General features: G+C 45.0%; 23 protein-coding genes and 1 tRNA gene. 10 read left to right on the forward strand and 14 right to left on the reverse strand.

Going from position 1 to position 19,136, the window contains the following annotated elements:
* Window positions 1-531 (forward strand): NUDIX hydrolase, encoded by a 531-nt coding sequence (locus tag PHX29_02145; GenBank protein ID MDD5604706.1) that lies wholly within the window; start codon window positions 1-3, stop codon window positions 529-531.
* On the opposite strand, the gene PHX29_02150 is transcribed toward PHX29_02145, so the two are convergent.
* From PHX29_02150 to PHX29_02160, 3 genes are read right to left on the reverse strand one after another with little or no spacing between them, the layout of a single operon-like run.
* Window positions 528-872 (reverse strand): histidine triad nucleotide-binding protein, encoded by a 345-nt coding sequence (locus PHX29_02150; GenBank protein ID MDD5604707.1) that lies wholly within the window; start codon window positions 870-872, stop codon window positions 528-530. The two genes, PHX29_02145 and PHX29_02150, sit on opposite strands and share 4 nt — an antisense overlap.
* Window positions 873-894: 22 nt before the next feature.
* Window positions 895-1,458 (reverse strand): FumA C-terminus/TtdB family hydratase beta subunit, encoded by a 564-nt coding sequence (locus PHX29_02155; protein MDD5604708.1) that lies wholly within the window; start codon window positions 1,456-1,458, stop codon window positions 895-897.
* Window positions 1,458-2,327: a fumarate hydratase gene (locus tag PHX29_02160; GenBank protein ID MDD5604709.1), complete on the reverse strand. Its 870-nt coding sequence runs from the start codon at window positions 2,325-2,327 to the stop codon at window positions 1,458-1,460. The genes PHX29_02155 and PHX29_02160 overlap by 1 nt, the downstream gene beginning before the upstream one ends.
* Before the next feature lie 76 nt (window positions 2,328-2,403).
* On the opposite strand from PHX29_02160, the gene mazG reads away from it, so the two are divergent.
* Window positions 2,404-3,201, forward strand: a complete 798-nt coding sequence (gene mazG / locus PHX29_02165) for a nucleoside triphosphate pyrophosphohydrolase (GenBank protein MDD5604710.1) — start codon at window positions 2,404-2,406, stop codon at window positions 3,199-3,201.
* A gap of 1 nt (window position 3,202) precedes the next feature.
* Here mazG and PHX29_02170 read toward each other — a convergent pair.
* Window positions 3,203-3,277, reverse strand: a tRNA-Pro gene (locus PHX29_02170).
* Between the two features lie 51 nt (window positions 3,278-3,328).
* Between PHX29_02170 and PHX29_02175 the strand changes: the two genes are divergently transcribed.
* From PHX29_02175 to PHX29_02200, 6 genes are all read left to right on the forward strand, one after another.
* Entirely contained in the window at window positions 3,329-4,516 is a 1,188-nt protein-coding gene (locus PHX29_02175) for a cofactor-independent phosphoglycerate mutase (protein MDD5604711.1), read from the forward strand.
* A gap of 4 nt (window positions 4,517-4,520) precedes the next feature.
* Window positions 4,521-4,880 carry a hypothetical protein gene (locus tag PHX29_02180; GenBank protein ID MDD5604712.1) on the forward strand — a complete coding sequence of 120 codons (360 nt, stop codon included), beginning with the start codon at window positions 4,521-4,523 and terminating at the stop codon, window positions 4,878-4,880.
* Between the two features lie 302 nt (window positions 4,881-5,182).
* The gene (locus PHX29_02185; GenBank protein ID MDD5604713.1) at window positions 5,183-5,350 is read left to right on the forward strand and encodes a hypothetical protein; all 168 of its coding nucleotides are present in this window, start codon (window positions 5,183-5,185) and stop codon (window positions 5,348-5,350) included.
* Window positions 5,351-5,390: 40 nt separating this feature from the next.
* Window positions 5,391-6,083, forward strand: coding sequence for a ComF family protein (locus PHX29_02190; GenBank protein ID MDD5604714.1), 693 nt, complete (start codon window positions 5,391-5,393; stop codon window positions 6,081-6,083).
* 18 nt (window positions 6,084-6,101) lie between these two features.
* Complete coding sequence (raiA, locus tag PHX29_02195; GenBank protein MDD5604715.1) at window positions 6,102-6,659, forward strand: ribosome-associated translation inhibitor RaiA; 558 nt, start codon at window positions 6,102-6,104, stop codon at window positions 6,657-6,659.
* A 25-nt stretch (window positions 6,660-6,684) separates the two neighbouring features.
* Entirely contained in the window at window positions 6,685-7,176 is a 492-nt protein-coding gene (locus PHX29_02200) for a methylated-DNA--[protein]-cysteine S-methyltransferase (GenBank protein MDD5604716.1), read from the forward strand.
* A gap of 2 nt (window positions 7,177-7,178) precedes the next feature.
* Here the strand turns inward: PHX29_02200 and radC are convergent, their stop codons facing one another.
* Window positions 7,179-7,913, reverse strand: coding sequence for a DNA repair protein RadC (gene radC / locus PHX29_02205; GenBank protein MDD5604717.1), 735 nt, complete (start codon window positions 7,911-7,913; stop codon window positions 7,179-7,181).
* On the reverse strand, window positions 7,900-11,418 hold the full coding sequence (locus PHX29_02210) for a DNA polymerase III subunit alpha (GenBank protein MDD5604718.1): 3,519 nt from the start codon (window positions 11,416-11,418) through the stop codon (window positions 7,900-7,902). Before PHX29_02210 ends, radC begins: the two co-directional genes overlap by 14 nt.
* Before the next feature lie 107 nt (window positions 11,419-11,525).
* Here PHX29_02210 and PHX29_02215 point away from each other — a divergent pair, with 107 nt between their 5' ends.
* On the forward strand, window positions 11,526-12,209 hold the full coding sequence (locus PHX29_02215) for a TIGR01906 family membrane protein (GenBank protein ID MDD5604719.1): 684 nt from the start codon (window positions 11,526-11,528) through the stop codon (window positions 12,207-12,209).
* Here the strand turns inward: PHX29_02215 and PHX29_02220 are convergent.
* From PHX29_02220 to PHX29_02240, 5 genes are all read right to left on the reverse strand, one after another.
* Window positions 12,206-12,670 (reverse strand): hypothetical protein, encoded by a 465-nt coding sequence (locus PHX29_02220; GenBank protein ID MDD5604720.1) that lies wholly within the window; start codon window positions 12,668-12,670, stop codon window positions 12,206-12,208. The genes PHX29_02215 and PHX29_02220 overlap by 4 nt on opposite strands.
* A gap of 202 nt (window positions 12,671-12,872) precedes the next feature.
* Entirely contained in the window at window positions 12,873-13,610 is a 738-nt protein-coding gene (locus PHX29_02225) for an amino acid ABC transporter ATP-binding protein (GenBank protein MDD5604721.1), read from the reverse strand.
* Window position 13,611: 1 nt separating this feature from the next.
* Entirely contained in the window at window positions 13,612-14,436 is an 825-nt protein-coding gene (locus PHX29_02230) for an amino acid ABC transporter permease (GenBank protein ID MDD5604722.1), read from the reverse strand.
* A 48-nt stretch (window positions 14,437-14,484) separates the two neighbouring features.
* Entirely contained in the window at window positions 14,485-15,222 is a 738-nt protein-coding gene (locus PHX29_02235; protein ID MDD5604723.1) for a basic amino acid ABC transporter substrate-binding protein, read from the reverse strand.
* Window positions 15,223-15,434: 212 nt separating this feature from the next.
* Entirely contained in the window at window positions 15,435-16,082 is a 648-nt protein-coding gene (locus tag PHX29_02240) for a 50S ribosomal protein L25 (protein MDD5604724.1), read from the reverse strand.
* A 150-nt stretch (window positions 16,083-16,232) separates the two neighbouring features.
* Here PHX29_02240 and PHX29_02245 point away from each other — a divergent pair, with 150 nt between their 5' ends.
* Window positions 16,233-16,385, forward strand: a complete 153-nt coding sequence (locus PHX29_02245; protein ID MDD5604725.1) for a hypothetical protein — start codon at window positions 16,233-16,235, stop codon at window positions 16,383-16,385.
* Here PHX29_02245 and PHX29_02250 read toward each other — a convergent pair whose 3' ends face one another.
* The 3 genes from PHX29_02250 to PHX29_02260 form a co-directional block, all read right to left on the reverse strand.
* Window positions 16,386-16,643 carry a hypothetical protein gene (locus PHX29_02250; GenBank protein ID MDD5604726.1) on the reverse strand — a complete coding sequence of 86 codons (258 nt, stop codon included), beginning with the start codon at window positions 16,641-16,643 and terminating at the stop codon, window positions 16,386-16,388.
* Between the two features lie 104 nt (window positions 16,644-16,747).
* Window positions 16,748-17,164 (reverse strand): gamma-glutamylcyclotransferase, encoded by a 417-nt coding sequence (locus tag PHX29_02255; GenBank protein ID MDD5604727.1) that lies wholly within the window; start codon window positions 17,162-17,164, stop codon window positions 16,748-16,750.
* A gap of 177 nt (window positions 17,165-17,341) precedes the next feature.
* Entirely contained in the window at window positions 17,342-19,066 is a 1,725-nt protein-coding gene (locus PHX29_02260; GenBank protein MDD5604728.1) for a hypothetical protein, read from the reverse strand.
* Window positions 19,067-19,136 lie beyond the last annotated feature (70 nt).

A 19,136-nucleotide genomic window follows, 5' to 3' on the forward strand; every position in this document is an offset into this window, starting at 1 on the left:
ATGCAGGAAATCACCATTGGTACCAACTATGTTTATAAAGGAACAATACTTAACCTCAGGGCAGATATCGTTAAAACCGCTACAGGGCGAACTGCCAGCAGAGAAGTAGTAGAACATGTTGACTCTGTCGGTATAATTGCCCTCGACGAACAGGATAACCTGTTACTAGTAAACCAGTTCCGCTATCCAGCCGGGGAAAATCTTTTAGAAATTCCCGCTGGATGCATTGAGTCGGGCGAAAGTCCGGATTCAACCGTAATACGCGAGCTTCGTGAGGAGACCGGTTTTGAGCCGGGATACCTGAAAAAGTTGGGTGGATTTTACCTGGCCCCAGGCTATGCTAATGAGTATATGCATATATATATCGCACGCGAGTTAAGATATTCTCCTCTGGTAGCCGAGGACACCGAAACTATAGATTTAATCAAAAAAACATTGCCGGAGGTTGAAGAAATGATCAAATCCGGCCAGATTAAAGACTGCAAAACAATTGCAGCACTATTTATGTTTCTCAATAACAGTAACCACTAGCCCAGCTCCCCGGAAAGCTGTTTGCCGCCAAGTATATGCCAATGCAAGTGAGGCACAACCTGGCCTCCTTCTTCCCCACTATTGGTTACCAACCGAAAACCTTTAGAGCTAATCCCGGCTGCAACGGCTATACGAGTAGCAATGTTTACCATCTGACCAACCACATTCACATCCTGTTCAGTCATTACGGCAATAGACTTGATGTGCCTTTTTGTGATAAGTAGCAAGTGAACCGGAGCCTGTGGATGAATATCCCGAAACACAATAAACTGATCATCCTCATATATTTTATCGCAGGGAATTTCCCCACGGACTATTTTACAAAAAACACAATCTTCCACGAATACCTCCGATTCTATCTAATTACTCTTTATGCGAACAGCGATATTTTCCAGTTTCTTCCTGAAACAGGTCGCCCCCTTTGGAATCGTAAGCTACCACCGCTGGAAAATTCTCTACTTCCAGCCGCATGATTGCTTCTGCACCAAGTTCAGGGTAGCATACTGTTTGCGCCTTTTTAACACAATCGGCCAGTAAAGCTCCAGCACCGCCTAAAGTGACCAGATATACCGCTCGATAAGCTGCAATGGCTTGTTTGATTTCCGCGGATCTCTCTCCTTTGCCAATCATGACTCGCAACCCTCTTTCAAGAAGAGGAATGGTATACCGATCCATGCGTCGACTTGTAGTTGGCCCACAGGCACCGATTACAGATCCTGGTTGCGCAGGTGACGGGCCCATGTAGTATATGGTCTGACCGTAAAAGTCTATCGGGAGATCAAACCCGGAAGAAAGTAAATCCACCAATCTCTTATGTGCTGCATCACGGGCAACATACATTACACCATCAATCAACAAACGATCCCCAATATGTAAACTACAAACCTGATACTCTGAAAGAGGGGATGGTACCTTGATCTGGCCCATTAGAGCATCACCTCGGCATGTCGCGAGCTGTGGCATTGTAAGTTTACCGCTACCGGCAAGCTTGCCATATGGCAAGGAAATACAACTGCATGTACTGCCAACGCGGTAGACGTTCCACCCATTCCAAGTGGCCCAATTCCCAGGCAGTTGATCCGGTTCAGGATTTTTTCTTCAAGACATGCTAACTCAGGATCTGGGCTGGACTCACCTACAGGTCTTACAAGTGCTTTTTTGGCCATGAGTGCGGCTTTTTCCAGAGTCCCTCCTATCCCGACTCCTATTATTATCGGAGGGCACGGTGCTCCGCCTGCATTCTTGACAGTATCTTCAATAAAACTGATTATCCCCCCCTCTCCATCTCCGGGGGACAGCATTGAAACCCTGCTCATATTTTCCGCCCCGCCCCCTTTGGGCATCATGATAATCCGCAACCTATCTCCAGGCACAATATCATAATGGATAATTGGAGGCGTGTTATCTGCGGTATTAATTCTTTCCGAAAAGGGCTTGCAAACCATGGATTTTCTTAGATAACCCGCACGATACCCCTCTTTAACACCTCGTGTTATAGATTCAGAGAGATTGCCCCCGTTAATGTGAACATCTTGTCCTATTTCAACAAAAATAACCGCTGCTCCGCAATCCTGACAAAGGGGAATGCTTTTTTCCAGGGATAAACGAGCATTATCAATTAATTGCAGTATAGTTTCCCTGCCAACAGGAGATTGTTCTTTATCAATACAATCTTGCAAAGCCTTGATCACATCTTCGCCCAACCGAAAGTTGGCTTTCAAACAGAGCTCCGCTACATTCTGTTCTATTTCGCTGGTGTTTATCTCACGTAGTGCCATCAGGTTAGATTTTAGCACTCTGAGGCTCTGGTTGACCAATAGAAACAAACTACTATTTTACCCATAACCGGTTTGAGGGGTATAATCACCTATTATGGATGGGAAGGACTCTAGTTTAAAAAATGGCAAGCTTAGCCGTTTTGAAACCCTTGTCAATATAATAGCTCAATTGAGAGCTCCCGACGGGTGTCCATGGGATCGGAAGCAGACCCATCTTTCAATTAGGGATTCCCTATTGGAAGAAACCTACGAAGTTCTCAATGCCCTTGACAATAATGATGCCGTATCATTGCGAGAAGAGCTTGGCGATTTGCTGCTCCAGATACTGCTTCATGCTCAAATTGCCCACGATAGCGGCGATTTCGACATATCACAGGTTATCAAATCAATCACAGAAAAACTTATCCGCCGTCATCCGCATGTATTTGGGGATGTCAAAGCCAACAATATTTCCGAAGTACTTTCCAACTGGGAAGAAATAAAAAAATCGGAGCGTGGCGAAGGATCATCAATACTAACTGGTGTCCCCCCTTCTATGCCAGCTCTGGCTTATAGCCAGGCAATACAAAAAAGAGTAGCCAGGGTAGGCTTTGACTGGGACGAGGATAGCGGTGTCATTGAAAAGATTGCCGAAGAAGCCAGGGAAATGATCAATGCAGAAAACCAGGAGGAAAAAGAAAACGAATTCGGTGACCTGTTGTTCACCCTGGTAAACCTTGCCCGCCGCCAAGGAATAGATTCGGAATCGGCTCTCAGGCAGGCCAACCAGAAGTTTTACCATCGTTTTTCTACTATGGAACGACTATGCCGCGAAAGAGGTCTGGATCTGGCAAACATGAATTTTAAACAGCAAAACGAATTATGGGAAGAATCCAAAACACTGGTGGTGTAAATCGGGGCGAGTGGATTCGAACCACCGACCTCAGCGTCCCGAACGCTGCGCGCTAACCAGGCTGCGCTACGCCCCGTAAAGTTATTCAATATTATAAGAGCAAGAGGTTTTTTAAAGCAAACTTGAAATGAAATACGTAGTATTAATACTGGATGGAGCTGCCGGTTTGCCCATACCAGCAAAGAAAAACAGAACCTGCCTTGAAATTTCTTCGACCCCTAACCTTGACCAATTGGCCAGACACGGCCAGCTTGGTATGGCTGCCACAGTTCCACAGGGCATGGAGCCTTCAAGCGCTGTAGCCTGTATGTCGGTGATAGGTTATGATCCACGAGAGTATTACAAGGGACGTGCTGCTATTGAAGCCACCAGTCTGGACATCGCTATCAGCGAAGATGAAGTTGTATTCAGATGCAACCTGGTGAACACCGAAGGCGGTATAATGCAGAGCTACTGCGCGGGTCATATATCGACCGACGAAGCAAATGAGCTTATTAAAGCTCTCAACGAAGCTATTGGCAGCCGGAGAATATCTTTCTACCCAGGAGTAGGGTACCGGCACATCCTGAAGTTGAAAGAATACAACGAAACGCTTCAGGCAATCACCACACCCCCTCATGATATTTCTAACCTTCCCATATCTGACTATTTACCCAGAGGAGAAGGCAGCAAACTTTTACTCAAGCTGATCGAGGATTCAAAACTGGTATTAAAAAATCATCCGATTAATACCAGGCGCCTTGCCGAAAATCAAATTACCGCAGACAGCATTTGGTTGACCTGGGGCTCAGGAAAACCTCCCAAGCTTCCATCCTTCAAACAAGCTTATGGAAAAACTGCTGCGATAACCTCGGGGGTAGATCTGTTGCGCGGCCTTGGCAAGATGGTATCGATGGATATTCTTGATATTCCCGGAGTAACCGATGGCCAGGACAACAATTGCATAGCCCAAACTGAAGGTGCAATTGAAGCTTTAAACTATCACGATCTGGTAGTAATCCATTACGAAGCACCGGACGAAGCCGGCCATGCTGGTTCAATTGAGCAAAAAGTTGCAGCCATTGAACAAGCAGATCGGGAAATGATAGGGAGGCTGGCCAACTTTCTGGAGAACCGTGGACGACTGTTGATAATGCCTGACCACCCCACTCCAATAGAGTTATTAACTCATACTTCTGATCCAGTTCCATATCTGATGTGGGGTAAAGGAATAGCTGTCGGTGAAGGATGCAGATTTACCGAAAACGAGGCCAGACGCAGCGGTATAGTATGCGATCCCGGCTGGCAACTGATGCAAAGGTTCACCAAAGGATAGCTACATGGCAAATAGGGAAGATGAATTTTACCGTCAAAACTATTATGGAGGCCATCCTCCCACTTGTACCTGTGTGAAGTGCACTGAAAAAAGGCTAGCCAGGGCAGCAAATACACGATCCGCTGAGAGCTTCTGGTTAGTGACATTGATAGGGATATCAATCTGTGCTGCCATTTGGATGGTGTATCTGGTGATTCGCGGCTCTATTGATACACAGACGGGAATGGCATTAACCGCTGTAAACCTGAGCGTAGCAATTTGGGCGTTTTCTTACCACAGAAATCCCTGGGCAAGTTTCAGATCAGTGATAATTTCCTTGACAATTGTTATTTTCGCATTAATTATCACTGTTGCGTTATGGTAACTATTAATCTTTTTTAGATTGAAGACCTGTTTCTCAACATGCATTGTCTTGATTTATCCGTAATACTGGAGTAATCAAGACAATCGTAGTACCATTAGAACCAGAGGCTCTTTCTTCATAACAGAGGAGCGGTTTAAGAATGCTGAATTGTTAAAAAAATCATGCTGGAAAACCGAATGCTTGTCAGCCTTAAAAGGCTTATTGTATACTAGGCTATCATTATTACCGGCTGGGAGGAGGTAACCGTGGAACTTTTCTGCTTTCCGAAATGCCCTAAATGTGGTGATCAGGAGGGGGTCTTGGTGCCATTATCAGATTTTGGCTCAAATGGCGCTTCATTGCTATATAAAGCCTGGGTTTGTACCAACCCGGATTGTGGCTACAACCTTAAAATCAGAAACGGTGACATTTACATCAACGAACCGATTATGAACGGGGCTACTAACCATCGATCCCGCCCCTCATCCTGACCTGGTATAATCATTATTACCAACCAGGGGTAGCAATAAGATGATAACCCATCTGGGAACGATTAACCGGATGGTGCTTGACTTTCTATTTCCGCCAAAATGCACCAGCTGCGGGCGAGAAGGGAAGTATATCTGCGATGGGTGTTTGAACCTGGTGGTTCATGTCAAGCCTCCGGTATGCCCTATTTGCATATTACCTGTTACAGGAAACCGGAAGTGCGATTGTCGTTTCTGGCAATCCCTTGATAGGCTCAATTCTCCCTATGTATTCCAGGGCACGATAAGAAAAGCTGTTATCCAGTTCAAATTCCATAATCTGAGAGCTATAGCACCCTTCCTTGCCACATTACTATATCGTTATCTTGCCAGCAGGACAATTCCTTTCGATGTGCTGGTTCCCGTTCCTCTTCATAAGAAACGCCTACGGGAACGAGGTTACAACCAGTCTTTAATTCTGGCAAGAGAGCTCGGCAGGTTAACCGGAGCACCGTGTGAGCCCGCCCTCACAAGAAATCGCCATACCCCATCACAGGTTGACTCAAATAATGCCAGCCAGAGACGCAATAATGTTAATGGGGCTTTTATCTGTGAACACAACACGGTTGAAGGGAAAAAGATACTTCTGATCGATGATGTAGCCACCACTGGCGCTACCCTGGACTCTTGCGCTCATAGTCTAAAAAAAGCTGGTGCTTCAACGGTTCAGGCATTAACTCTGGCAAGGGAAATATAAAGAAAGGGACAAAGAAGAATGGAAGTAAAAATCGTCAGCAAAAACATTGAACTAACAGAGAAAACCAGGGCTTATATTGAAAAGAAGCTGAGCAAGCTTAAACGAAGGCTGGATGATATCAAGGAAATAAAGGTTGAAGTATCAGAAGAAAAAACCAAAGCCCAGAAAGACCGATACATTATCCGGATTGTCCTTGATTGCCATTCTACCCTTTTATACACCGAAGAAAGAGGTGAGTCCATCCAATCAGCAATGGATAAGGCGCTGCCCATTACGGAACGTCAGTTTGAACGATGGAAGGGCAAGCTGGAGGATCGTGGTAAAAACGCCCTTCCGACTGGAGTTGCCATGGCTCCGGTTTCCGATTCCGAACATGTAGCTCCGACTGAACGAAAACCCATCGTTAAAGTCAAGCGATTTGCGATAAAACCGATGCCTGTTGACGAAGCAGCTGACCAAATGGAACTATTAAGACATGACTTTTTCCTGTTCACCAATTCGGAAAATAACAAGGTAAATCTTCTCTATCGCCGAAAGGACGGGAATTACGGCCTCATTACACCAGAAACAGAATAATTACTCAGGTTTTGTTTATTGCGCTATGCACACTTCCTGGGGGTGGGTTGGCATACTGTCTTCAGTTTATGGCATCCGAAGGCTGACTCTCCCCCGGGACACCCGTGGCTTGGCGCTAAGTGAACTCGGAGATTTGAGTAATAAGAAGCTTGACCAGGACAGTTTCAGCAATCTTGAGAAAAAACTTCAAGCTTACTTTAGTGGCGAGATTGTGATTTTTAATGAAATTACCGACCTTGCAGAATATCCTCTTTTTACACAATCTGTATGGCACAACACTCGCCAAATCGGTTATGGCCAATCAGCTTCTTACCGTGATATAGCTATTAAAGTGGGGAGTCCGAAGTCTTTTAGAGCAGTTGGACAGGCTCTCAAGCGCAACCCTGTACCTATAATCATTCCCTGTCATCGTATTATATGCAATAACGGGTCAATCGGGGGATTTAACGGAGGAACTACACTTAAAGAAGACTTGCTCAAACTAGAAAAGGACGCACTGGTTAAAGCCAAGAGCTAAACTTAAGAGCCCGGAATATTTAACCTGATATACTCAGACTCCCACCGTTCTATCAATCCATGCTCGGCAAAACTGTAATATCCTCTCTGTGTGATAATCAAATGATCCAAAATCTTTAACTGCATAAAAATAGCTGCAAAAACGAGTGTGCGGGTAAGATTTTTATCTTCCGGGCTTGGTTCAAGGGAACCTGACGGGTGATTGTGGGCAAATATCATAGCAGTAGAATGCTGCCTCAGAGCGTCTTCCATCACCTCGCGAGGGTAGACTGCACTACGATTTACAGTTCCTTCGAAAAGTGTTTTTTCTTCTAACAGCCTGTTACGATTATCCAGATACAAAACCTTGAATATTTCTTTAGGCCGGGAAGCGATGGCGACCTTAAGAAAATCATAAACATCATCCGGATTTGAATAACAAGCTCCCGAGTTAATAGTCTTATCCCGAACCAGGCGCTGGCTGACATCGCGTATCAACCGCAAGGCAATCGTACTTCTTTCGCCCATCCCTTCAATCTTAAGTAATTCTTCTTTTGGAGCTTCCAGAACGCCTTTAAGGTTTTTAAACCTTCTTATTGCTTCATGTGCCTGGGGCTTGCAATCCTTACGGGGGTAACCAAGAGTCAACAACAGTTCCACGATTTCGTGGTCCGCTAAACTGGAAAGTCCTCCATTTTCAAACCGCTGCCGCAGCCTTTCTCGATGATTATTCTTGTCTCTTTTTTTATCCGATTCCATTACTAGTGCCGTTTGAAGAAACGACAGTCACTCCATTTGACCCCAGGATTTCAACCAGCTTTTTGTGTAATTGTGAAGTGTACTTTATCTCGGTATCCGGCAGTTCCATCCAATAAATACGGCTGCCATTGTTAACCACCATCCCTACCTTGTCATCACCGGGGTATTTTTTTAACACATTGATTAAATGATCCAGACGCTCTAAATCAGCTTCTTCGTCTTCTGTCTGATCCATATGCAATATCACCCTTTTTCTATCTTCAGATGTACCGGTATCATGACTAGAAAATTGAATCAAATCTTTCTCCTCGGGTCTAGTATTAAGTTCGTAGGTACTAACGCTATCGGCAACTAGCTGGACGCTATCACCTCTGGCTTTAATCTTTCCCTGCACCAGCAAGATATTCCCTTCCTGCCATAATTCCTTTGAGGCAGCATAAACCCTTGGCCAGGCTACCACCTCAATGCTTCCCTCCATATCTTCCAGCGCCGCACTTACAGATGCCTTGCCATCACGCGTGGTCAAATTACGCACTGAAGCAACCATACCGGCCACAACGGCTGTTTTATCCTCCATCTCTTCATCAATCTGGCCGCAAAGAACAATATCTGCATCTGCTTTCGCCTGTGTTGCGTATGGGCTAAATGGATGCTCGGATAAATAAACCCCCATAAGTTCTTTTTCCCAGCCTAGTTTTTCTTTTAGTGCCACCTGAGATACCTCAAACTCGAGGTTCGGCAGAGGCGTTTCTGCCTCTGAGCCCCACAAGTCAAACATGGTAGTCTGCCCGGTGCTTTTCAATTTTTGCTGTCTTTCCGAAAGAGACATGACTTTCGGCAGGCCAGCCAGTAGTGTACCACGATCACCAAACACATCGAATGCGCCTGCTTTGACCAGACTTTCCAATGCCCGCCGGTTGATGGCGCTTAAGTTTACCCTCCGGCAGAGATCTTCAATCGACGCAAAAGCCCCGTTTTTATTCCTCTCTTCAACCAACGGCTCTACAGCATTTGTGCCGACATTTTTAATCCCAGACAATCCAAAGCGTATCGCCATAGCTCCATCTTCTTGCTCTTCAATGGCAAAATCAAGTTCGCTATGATTTATACAAGGGGACAGCACTTGTATGCCTAAATTACGGCACTCTCCAAAAGCAGTAGCCAATTTTTCTGAATGTCCAAGGTAAGAAGTCAACAGGGCAGTCATATACTCCACCGGATAATTAGCCTTCAAATAAGCAGTTTGATACGCTACAAGCGCATAGCTTACAGCATGAGCTTTGTTGAAGGCATATCCGGCGAAAGGTTCAATAAGAGAAAACACTTCATCTGCAACTTTTTCCGGATACCCAAGCTTGAGCGCGCCTTCAATGAAGTTGCTGCGCTCTTTTTTCATTGCGCCAGCAATTTTCTTCCCCATGGCTTTGCGGAATATATCCGCTTGGCCCAAAGTGTATCCGGCAAACGCCCTTACAATAAAAAGCACCTGCTCCTGGTAGACTATCACGCCATAGGTTTCTTCCAAGATATCTACCAGTACCGGATGCGGGTAATGAATGGGTTCCAGACCATGTTTAGAGTTGATAAAATGGGGTATCTGCTCCATTGGGCCAGGCCTGTATAAGGCAACCATGGCAGCAATATCTCCGAACGTTGTGGGTTTCAGCTCACGTATGTAACGGCGCATACCGCTTCCTTCCAGTTGAAAAACTCCGGCCGTTTCTCCGCTGGAGAGTAGTTTATAGGTTTTGGCATCTTCGAGTGGGATTTTGGTAAGATCGATCTTCTCACCCCGGGTTTGCAGAATAATATCACGAGCCTTCCCTAAAATGGTTAAGTTCACCAACCCCAGAAAATCCATCTTCAATAATCCGATTTTGGCAATATCACCCATCGGATACTGCGTCATAACCAGGCCATTGTTATCTCCCCGAGAAAGCAACTGGAGCGGACAGTGGTCGGTAAGCGGCTCGCGGGCTATGACTACTCCTGCCGCATGTGTAGACGCATGACGACTCAAGCCTTCTACTCTTTTAGCAGTTTCGAGGACATTGTTTACCGAAGCGTCCCTGCTTTTTAACTGTCGCAGCTCTTCGCTCATTTCCAGCGCCTTATCTATAGTCATTCCCGGGGAAAAAGGCACCAGCCGTGCGATACGATCAACATCACCATACGGCATCCCCAGCGCGCGACCCACATCTCTTATAGCCGCTCGGGCACCCATTGTTCCAAAGGTTATAATCTGAGCTACGTGATCAGCCCCATATTTTCGAGAAACATAGTTAATCACTTCATCCCGTCGTGTATCGGCAAAATCAAGGTCAATATCCGGCATTTCTCGCCTTTCGATATTCAAAAACCTTTCAAAAACCAGCTTGTGCTCGATCGGATCAACTTCGGTTATTCCAAGACAACGAAGAACTATTGATGACGCAGCGCTACCCCGCACATTAAATAAAATGCCTTCACGGCGTACAAACGACACAATGTCCCATACTACCAGAAAATAATTGGCAAAGTCTGTCTGACGGATAACATCAAGCTCATAATTAAGCCGATCTTGAATCTCATCATTGGCATTGGGATAATAACGCTCTAATCCAGCAGAGCAAAGGTCTTTAAGATATTGAAGGGGAGTTTTTCCTTCAGGTATATCAATCTGCGGTAAGTGCAGTCTGCCGAAATCAATCTCAAGATTACACTTTTCGGCAATTTTATTGCTATTTTCGATCGCTTCAGGTATATCGCTGAACTGCTCTGTCATTTCCTCAGAGCTTTTCAGATAGAAGTAGTCACCCCCCATTTTTTTCCGCTTTTCTTCAAACACGGTGGCATTGGTGCCAATGCACAAGAGCAAGTCATGAGGACTGGAATCCCCGGGGAAGATATAATGCACGTCATTGGTTGCCACCATAGGTATTCCGAGTTCCCTGGCAAGTGGTACCAGCTGCTTGTTCACCTGTTCGAGTTCGGGAATTGGGTGGCGTTGCAGTTCAATATAAAAATCTTCCCCGAATACACGTTGATACCAAAGAGCAGCCTCACGAGCTTCAAGCAGGCGGTTACTTAAAATAAGCTTGGGTATTTCGCCGGCTATGCATGCCGTTAGAGCAATCAAACCTTCGCTATGTTTTTCCAGGATTTCTTTATCCATCCTGGGTCTATAGTAAAAACCTTCAGTATTTGCCAGACTGACAAGCCGTATCAAGTTCTTGTATCCGGTACTATTTTTCGCTAGCAACACCAAATGATAATTTTCCCGATCTGCGCTGGTCTTGCTATGCCTGCTGCCGTTTGCCAGATAAGCTTCACAGCCAATAATAGGCTTGATGCCGGCTTCTTTGGCTGCCTGATAGAACTGGATAGCACCATGGAGTACCCCATGGTCGGTAATGGCAATGGCATCCATACCGAGATCTATTGCTCGTTGAACAAGTTCCGGAATGCGGCACATGGCATCAAGGAGGCTGTATTCGGTGTGGACATGGAGATGAGTATGTTTCACAATGCTAATTATAACAATGGCTGCCAGGTTTATAAAGCCGGGTCTGGCTGGCTAGGCCAGACAACTTTAATTTAATTATTGTAAAATAGTCAGAGAAAGGAATAAATATGAAGTATTTCAACCTGCTATCCAAATTTCTATTGGTAGTTTGTCTGCCAGTTCTGTTTCTAACTGCCAGTATTGCAATTGCTTTTAATAGTCAGTGGGTATATCAGAGAGGATTTAATAAATATGACATTGAGGTTGTTACCGGTATTGAAAAATCCGAGTTAAAAAAAGCCAGCCAGGAATTAATCAGGTATTTCAACTCATCAGAAGAGTTAGCGGAAATCACGGTCATTAAAAATGGGCAGCTGTTTACATTGTTTAACGAAAAGGAAGTGCTGCACCTTAAAGACGTGAAGGATTTGGTAAATCTGGACTATACCGCACTTGTGCTTTCAAGCCTATATGTACTGGGCTTTTGCGCTGTTTCCCTCGCACTGAAACCATCCGGACAGGGCATGATCCTACGCAAGTTTGCTTTTGGAAGTCTATTGACTTTGTTGGCAATAACAGCGACTGGAATTATCGCACTGATGGACTTCAACTGGCTGTTTTTACAGTTTCATCTTATCAGTTTTACTAATGATCTCTGGTTGCTCGATCCGGCTACAGATTACCTAATCATGATGTTTCCGCAGGGTTTTTGGTTTGATGCTGCTCTGTTAGTAGCTGGTTTGACCGCCGGAGGAGCGCTGCTAACAGGAGCTTCATCCTTATTGTTGGCGAGCCGGCAACAGCGGGATTAAAAACACCCCAGCTGGCAGACGGAAACCTTAAAATCCCGGGCATTTATTTCGTTGGAAATGTCCATCGGCTTTAGCTTGTACTTGCGGGCAAGCTCAAATACTGCTTCACAGGTCAATCGGCCAGCCGATTCAAGTTGGTTGATTTCTGCAACCACTTCCCCGTCCATCCTTTTCATTTCAATATCTTCGAAAGGAGTTTTATCAACTTTAAAGCAGCCAATCTGACAATCGATCACCCTGCGGCCCATTTTATCAACGATCGCACCAACCGCGATCCTTGGGACTCCAGCATCCCTGGCAATTTTCCAGGCCAGCGGGCACGGCATATATCCATCCTTCAGTGAAGCACTTATGACACTTTCCAGCTCTGCAAGTTTTTCTGCGGGTAGATTGGCAGGATTTTCCGATAATTGTATCCTCCCACGTTTTTTCGTTTTATCTTTCTCGTTGAAGTCTCTCATGTCTACCTTCCTTGATTTCATTTAGATGGATTGAGAAATTAACTGTAAATCCGGGTAGATTCTACCCCCGAATTTCGCAAAAGACAAATCATGCGGCAATTAAAAGACGATATCGCACCATGCTCCGCTTGCCTGTAAATATTACACAGGCATACAGTAAAACGCCTGCGTACTTGCCGGAAAACAAACCGAAGAACAATTATTACATATGGAGGATTTTACTTAAAAAAGACCGAGTACGTTCATGAGTGGGATCGGTAAAAAATACGTCAGGGGGCGCTTCTTCAATAATCTGGCCTTCATCCATAAAAATTACTCTTTGCGCAGCAGCCCGGGCAAAACCCATCTCATGAGAAACGACCAGCATTGTCATTCCTTCGCTTGCCAGTGAGCCCATCACATCAAGAACCTCTTTTATCATTTCAGGATCAAGAGCAGATGTGGGCTCATCGAATAACATAACCCTCGGATTCATCGCTAAAGCCCTTGCGATAGCCACACGCTGCTGCTGGCCACCGGATAGCTGAGATGGATAGCTCCGCGCTTTTTCAGGTATCCCCACCTTTACAAGCAGCTCCTGGGCAATTTTTTCAGCTTCCTCTTTGGTTCGCTTGCGTACAATAGTCTGCGCAAGTATCAAGTTCTGAAGAACTGTAAGGTGCGCGAAAAGATTAAACGACTGGAACACCATTCCTACTTCGCGACGCACCGCATTAATGTTCTGGTTGGTATCCAACGGTATTCCATCAACAACTATGCTGCCTTTATCATATTCTTCCAGGCGGTTAATACAACGCAGTAAAGTTGATTTGCCAGAACCAGAAGGACCTACTATCACAATGACTTCGCCTTCTTCGACAGTCAGGTTTACTCCCTTAAGAGCTTCAACATGCCCAAAGCTTTTGTATACGTCCTTTATTTCTATGATAGCTTGCGCCATGTTAACTTCCACGCCTCGATCGTTTTTCAATGTAGGAAACCACTCGCGCTGCGACCAGAGTGAGTACCAGATAGAGCAAAGCTACCATCAGCCAAGTTTCAATAGGATTAAAATGGGCAGACATAAACTCTCTTCCTTTTCTGGTAATGTCTGCCACAGCTACTACGCTAACCAGTGAAGAATCTTTTAACAGCGCAATAAATTCATTCCCCATAGGGGGTAATATCACCCTGAATGCCTGTGGTAACACCACATAGCGCATAGCCTGAAAATGACTCATGCCAAGAGACCTTGCGGCTTCCATTTGTCCTTTTGGAATACTCTGGATACCGGAACGAACAATTTCGCTCATATAAGCTCCGTAGCATACCGTAATAGCTATAATAGCCGTAAGGATCGGATTTGCACGATAGTTAATTAGTGGCGCCCAGTTAAGCCAAACTCCAATTTTTTGTATGACTACCGGAGAGGCGAAATACCAGGCGATCAGCTGAACAAGCAAGGGTATGCCACGAACAATTTCTACGTAGAGAGAGGAAATTCCAAAGATAAGCTTGTTCTTGGAAAGTCGGCCCAACCCTCCAAACAAGCCAAGAATCAGCATTAAAAAATAGCTCGCAATAGTTACCAGAATGGTTACCAGAATCCCTTCCCGGGCAAAGACAACTATTTCCTTGAAAGGTACCGGGGCGAGCATGACCAGCAAAATTATGATGGCGATAACCGCCGCTACCAGCCACCACCAGGGATCCTGACGTATATTGACCTCACCCCCGGTGACGAAGCTTAACTCACTAATAGGTTCATTCTTTTCTTTTTGTTCCATTTATTAAACCAAGGGAGGGTTCAATTGAACCCTCCCACAATTGTTCTATTAATCAACCAGCCATTTTTCAACAAGCTGGTCTATCACGCCTTTGGCTTTGACTTCAGCCAATGCTGCGTTTATCTTTGACATTAACTCGTCGCTTCCCTTGGGCATAGCAATACCATACTCTTCGGTGGTCAATACTTCGCCTACCGTTTTCAAGGTATCATACTTGTTTACATAGCCGGAAGCAACTGGAGTATCGCAGACAACTGCATCAACCTGGTTATTCATAAGAGCTACAAAAGCCATGCCGATTTCATCGTACCCGGTTACATTGACGCCATCCATTGCGCTTACTTCATCATCCCCGGTAGTACCGGACTGAACGCCAACCTTTTTACCGACAAGGTCGCCAGCTCCTGTCATCGTGCTGTCAGTCCTGGCAACGATGATCTGCCCTGCAATATAATACGGATCAGAAAAATCCATGTCAGCCTTACGCTCTTCCTTAATAGTTATGGATGAAATGGCTGCATCATAGGTACCTTGTGCCACACCAGCAAGCAGCGGGTCCCATTCAACGTTAATCCACTCAACTTCAAGACCGGCTTCTTCTGCGATTGCATTGAAAAGATCGACATCGAAGCCAACTATTTCGCCAGTCGTTGTATCAACATATTCAAAAGGCGGCCAGGTAGCATCAGTAGCTACACGAATCTTGCCGGTATCGCCACCACAACCCGGCAACAGTAACCCGGCTACGAGCACAGTAGCCAACAACAACCATAATATACGTTTCATGTATCCCCCCTTATTGTATTTTCTTTTGGATTATTTACTTCTCAGCGATAATTTAAACAAGTTTAGAAGTTTACTCTATTTTTATAAGCTGTGTCCAGATTTAAGCAGCATTCTACCTCAATCCAGGATACTCTGCCGAAAAATAAGTTACCCGCCAAAAAAAATTTGGCGGGTAACGGATAATACCAAAACCAGCTAAAAAGACGGTAAAACTATGCCTCTGCTGCTCCAGTATCAGCTTCCTTACCAACAACTTCAGTTTCGGAAACGGCTTTTTCTTCTTCTCCCTCTTCGGCTTCATCCTTGGCTGACTGGGTAACCCTAACAATAGCATGATCACCTGGAGTAATAATTTCCACGCCCTCTTCAGGCTGCAAATCAGAAACATAAATCGTTTGGCCAGCTTCAGTCAGCACGCTGATATCAACCTCGATGTGAGGAGGCAATTTATCAGGAAGACATTCAATCTGGATTTCGTTAAGTTGATGATCCAAAAAGTTCTCACTATATTCTAACGCGGGCGCTTGACCGATAAGTAATACAGGTATATCGGCTGAAATTTTTTGGCTCATATTTACCTGGTACAAATCAACATGCACCAGACTCTGGCTAAGGGAATGCCGAGATACGTTTTTTATCAGTACGTTACGATTATTGTTTTCACCTTCCACATCAAGTAAAATAATTCGTGAAGTACCCCCCTTGATGATTAGTTCCAAGTCTTTCTCTCCCAATTCGAGCGCAAGAGAATCAACGCCTTGTCCGTATACATTAGCGGGAACGATACCATCCCGTCTTAAAAACCGTGTTCTCTTACCAAATAACTTGCGTTTACCGGCTTTAAGGACTGCTTTTTTCATATATTTTCTCCTCTATTCGGAATACAGATTGCTTTTTATTATACCACTTTACAGACTTGAACCGCATCCACATTTGCTAGACACCCCCCCCTAACCATCGATACTCTAATACGTTATATATCAGAGGGTATTTTTGGAGGAGGGGGCGATATGCAAAGACAATTCATAAAAATCAAGGCAAGCCGCCACTATACACAGAACGAAGTTCCGGTGATAGACTGGGCACTCGTAAGTTGTATTTGCGCCGCCGTGTTTTTGACCATAATTATCATTTGGGGCATCGGACAAGCGCTCGGACTCTGATCACTCAAACATTGGCTTTAACTCATCTTCGTGAGTAACAAGCTCTTTTTTCTCTTCCGAGGTCAACCGGACCGTGTATACGTAAAAAACCTGGCTTCGATCAGGACTGTAAATATAATAATAATCTTCTATAGTGGCAGTTTTTCCTGCGTAGGGTTCAATTGCAGCATCCCCAGGGGTTCGTTCTTGTTTAACCGGCTGTATGATAACCCTTTGCCCGGTATGAAACTTTGGTGCCCTTACAGTTTCACCTGCCATTATAGCTCACCATAATAGTCACACCCCTTGTGGTTGTCAATAGGGCGACTCGCCAATTTCTCTTTCGATCAAACTATAACGGACTTTAAACCCTATCCAGAAAACTATAGCAGCCCCCAGTCTATATACCCCTTTTGGATGACTTTCAGGTACTCCGGGGATGGTTTTTCCGCCTTGCTCTGTTGTTTCAACGTATATGTAAAAGCCTCAACAGCTTCACCGGTGTCTTTAAAAACAATTACTTTGATCCTGTCATTAATTGCCGGAAAGCCTTTCTCTCGATCCAGCTTTGCCAGATCGCTCTCGTCAATTTCGTACACCCCTCCCAGTACCTTCTCACGACCAGCGCGTTTTATATTAGCGATAGCACCGCGCCACTCCCTGGACCAACCAGTAAATATCAACTGGAAATTGGGTAAGCTGGCACTAAACCGCGGCTTGGCGGTTGGGCAACATACAGTCATAAGCCGGCGGTCCAAGTGCGTATCATATGCAAAATAAAGCAAGCAGTTAGTTCCCAAATTTCCCCGTTTAAATAGCTGCCAGAACCATGATTATCCCGACGACCAGCAGATAGCCGCCGATTAAGTAAGCTATAAGCCGCGGCTAGATAATAATCACGAGTCCAACAACAATACTTATTATGCCCGATATCAATCCCGCATTATCAGCCAGAAAACCCATTCCAGCCTCCTTATCTAGGATATTTCTTTAGTAACAAAGGCAATAGTTTCAGGTTTTCTATCTGATTTTTCCCAGTAACTCTTAAATTCCTGTACCTGGGGAGTATCGACATTGATAATAGATTGAATTGTACTATAAGCTATCGACTGGTATAGCAATTCTACATTTACAGTAAAAGGGCCACTTGATGAAGATGTGTCCACCTGATAGCCTACAGAATCAGACCCACCGGTAAAATTACTATCAGTCAAGGCATCACCCCAAACCGCGTACATTTCTCCGGCAGTTTGCTTATCAAAACCGGATGGCAAGAGACGATTGTCCTTGGCGTATCCCGAAGCCTCCAGCAATTTGTGAGTCACTCCACCATCAACGTTATGCAAAATGGCTTCGTATATTTGCACCTGATCGGCAGAGGTAATAACATCGTAATGCGGTTCATATGTATAGATATCGGCATCGGCATTATTGCCGCTGATAGTACCATCATTATTGGGTTTACCGGATTCAAAAATTACTTTACCATTTTTATCCAGCACCTGCACATGCAACCATACCCTTCGGGATGGAAATCCTGTAGGCAGCTTATGCCCGGTATGATCTTCAACTTTGACAGTGAATAGCAGGTTATTTCCGCTCATTTCTGATTCCAGAATTGAAACCGAAGCTGTATCCTGGCCAAGCTGATTAATGGCACGTTCTATTGTAGCGTTGAATTGAGCTGAAGAAGAAGTAACCGCCAAAGCATCAGGATTGTCACGAAGAATTTTAATCATATGGGTATTGCCGCCAACGAAATAATGCTGGCTGAACGGTCCTTTGGCATCGATATGAGGAGGGATGTTGGATGTTTTAACCTTACCATCAGCATAAGGCATGTGGCATGTCTGGCAATTTTTTTCACCAGGATAACTGGAGTGCAGCCATTCGAGGTATGGTACCTGTTCCGGAAAAGTACCTTGCACTTCGCCATTGCCATCAATATATGGAGTAATTACCGTATGACAGGTAGCACAGAGCCCGGATTCACTCAAATGTTGGCCTTCTACCGGCTTGAACCCAGAACTCGCCATCATCATTTGCTGATCAGGATCTTCAAACTGGGAAAATATCAGCCGGTTGGGTGAAACCGTCGTAGTATCGACAATATAACCGCCGGCAAAGGTATCCGCCTGCCCAAGACCTTCAGCTTGAATTTGGTGGCAAAGGGTACAGGATACACCATCGATACCTGCGTTATGCAAATCATTTGAAGTATTCAAAAATCCATCCCCAAACAACAGCGAAGTCAATCCGTCTTTCGTTGCCTGGGTACGCGCCATCGGAGTATGGCAGGTACCGCATACATCTTCAATTACGCCCTGGAGATGGGGAGCATTTTTAATTTCAGCACTAACCTTAGCGAGAAAATATGGATCCCTGGCAGCATTTGCCATCATGGTAGAGCGCCAGTGAGAATCCATTGACACATCGTTTCCGCTTTCATCCTGCAGCCTTGAGTGACACAATGCGCAATTACTGGATCCGGCAAAACTGCCGCTATCAAAACTAACCAGCGCCAACCCTTCGTGATCGGCAACGGGAGTAGTAGGGGGAGTAGTTGTCGGCTCGGTGGATGTGGCGGGAGTAGTGGTTTTATCCCCAGTTCCGCAAGCAGAAATAGTTCCGGCTACCAGAAACAGTGTAACCAGAAAGGCTGTAAATAAGGTAACGTTTTGCCTATTGCGTATTTTCCTCATTGTTTGTTCCTTTCTGCCAACCAGTTGGCAAAATAATGCTAAGATAATAGAGATTAATTCAAAACCAACT

Source organism: Dehalococcoidales bacterium (assembly GCA_028717385.1).
Classification (GTDB): Bacteria; Chloroflexota; Dehalococcoidia; order Dehalococcoidales; family CSSed11-197; genus CSSed11-197.

Bases quoted from the DNA above. Each gene is read 5' to 3' on its own strand.
- PHX29_02260 (MDD5604728.1), bottom strand. From the start codon at position 19,066: ATGAGGAAAATACGCAATAGGCAAAACGTTACCTTATTTACAGCCTTT.
- PHX29_02215 (MDD5604719.1), top strand. From the start codon at position 11,526: ATGAAGTATTTCAACCTGCTATCCAAATTTCTATTGGTAGTTTGTCTG.
- PHX29_02175 (MDD5604711.1), top strand. From the start codon at position 3,329: ATGAAATACGTAGTATTAATACTGGATGGAGCTGCCGGTTTGCCCATA.
- radC (MDD5604717.1), bottom strand. From the start codon at position 7,913: ATGGAATCGGATAAAAAAAGAGACAAGAATAATCATCGAGAAAGGCTG.
- PHX29_02245 (MDD5604725.1), top strand. From the start codon at position 16,233: ATGCAAAGACAATTCATAAAAATCAAGGCAAGCCGCCACTATACACAG.
- PHX29_02200 (MDD5604716.1), top strand. From the start codon at position 6,685: ATGCACACTTCCTGGGGGTGGGTTGGCATACTGTCTTCAGTTTATGGC.
- PHX29_02240 (MDD5604724.1), bottom strand. From the start codon at position 16,082: ATGAAAAAAGCAGTCCTTAAAGCCGGTAAACGCAAGTTATTTGGTAAG.
- PHX29_02180 (MDD5604712.1), top strand. From the start codon at position 4,521: ATGGCAAATAGGGAAGATGAATTTTACCGTCAAAACTATTATGGAGGC.
- raiA (MDD5604715.1), top strand. From the start codon at position 6,102: ATGGAAGTAAAAATCGTCAGCAAAAACATTGAACTAACAGAGAAAACC.
- PHX29_02225 (MDD5604721.1), bottom strand. From the start codon at position 13,610: ATGGCGCAAGCTATCATAGAAATAAAGGACGTATACAAAAGCTTTGGG.
- PHX29_02235 (MDD5604723.1), bottom strand. From the start codon at position 15,222: ATGAAACGTATATTATGGTTGTTGTTGGCTACTGTGCTCGTAGCCGGG.
- PHX29_02230 (MDD5604722.1), bottom strand. From the start codon at position 14,436: ATGGAACAAAAAGAAAAGAATGAACCTATTAGTGAGTTAAGCTTCGTC.
- PHX29_02155 (MDD5604708.1), bottom strand. From the start codon at position 1,458: ATGGGCCAGATCAAGGTACCATCCCCTCTTTCAGAGTATCAGGTTTGT.
- PHX29_02145 (MDD5604706.1), top strand. From the start codon at position 1: ATGCAGGAAATCACCATTGGTACCAACTATGTTTATAAAGGAACAATA.
- PHX29_02250 (MDD5604726.1), bottom strand. From the start codon at position 16,643: ATGGCAGGTGAAACTGTAAGGGCACCAAAGTTTCATACCGGGCAAAGG.
- mazG (MDD5604710.1), top strand. From the start codon at position 2,404: ATGGATGGGAAGGACTCTAGTTTAAAAAATGGCAAGCTTAGCCGTTTT.
- PHX29_02220 (MDD5604720.1), bottom strand. From the start codon at position 12,670: ATGAGAGACTTCAACGAGAAAGATAAAACGAAAAAACGTGGGAGGATA.
- PHX29_02190 (MDD5604714.1), top strand. From the start codon at position 5,391: ATGATAACCCATCTGGGAACGATTAACCGGATGGTGCTTGACTTTCTA.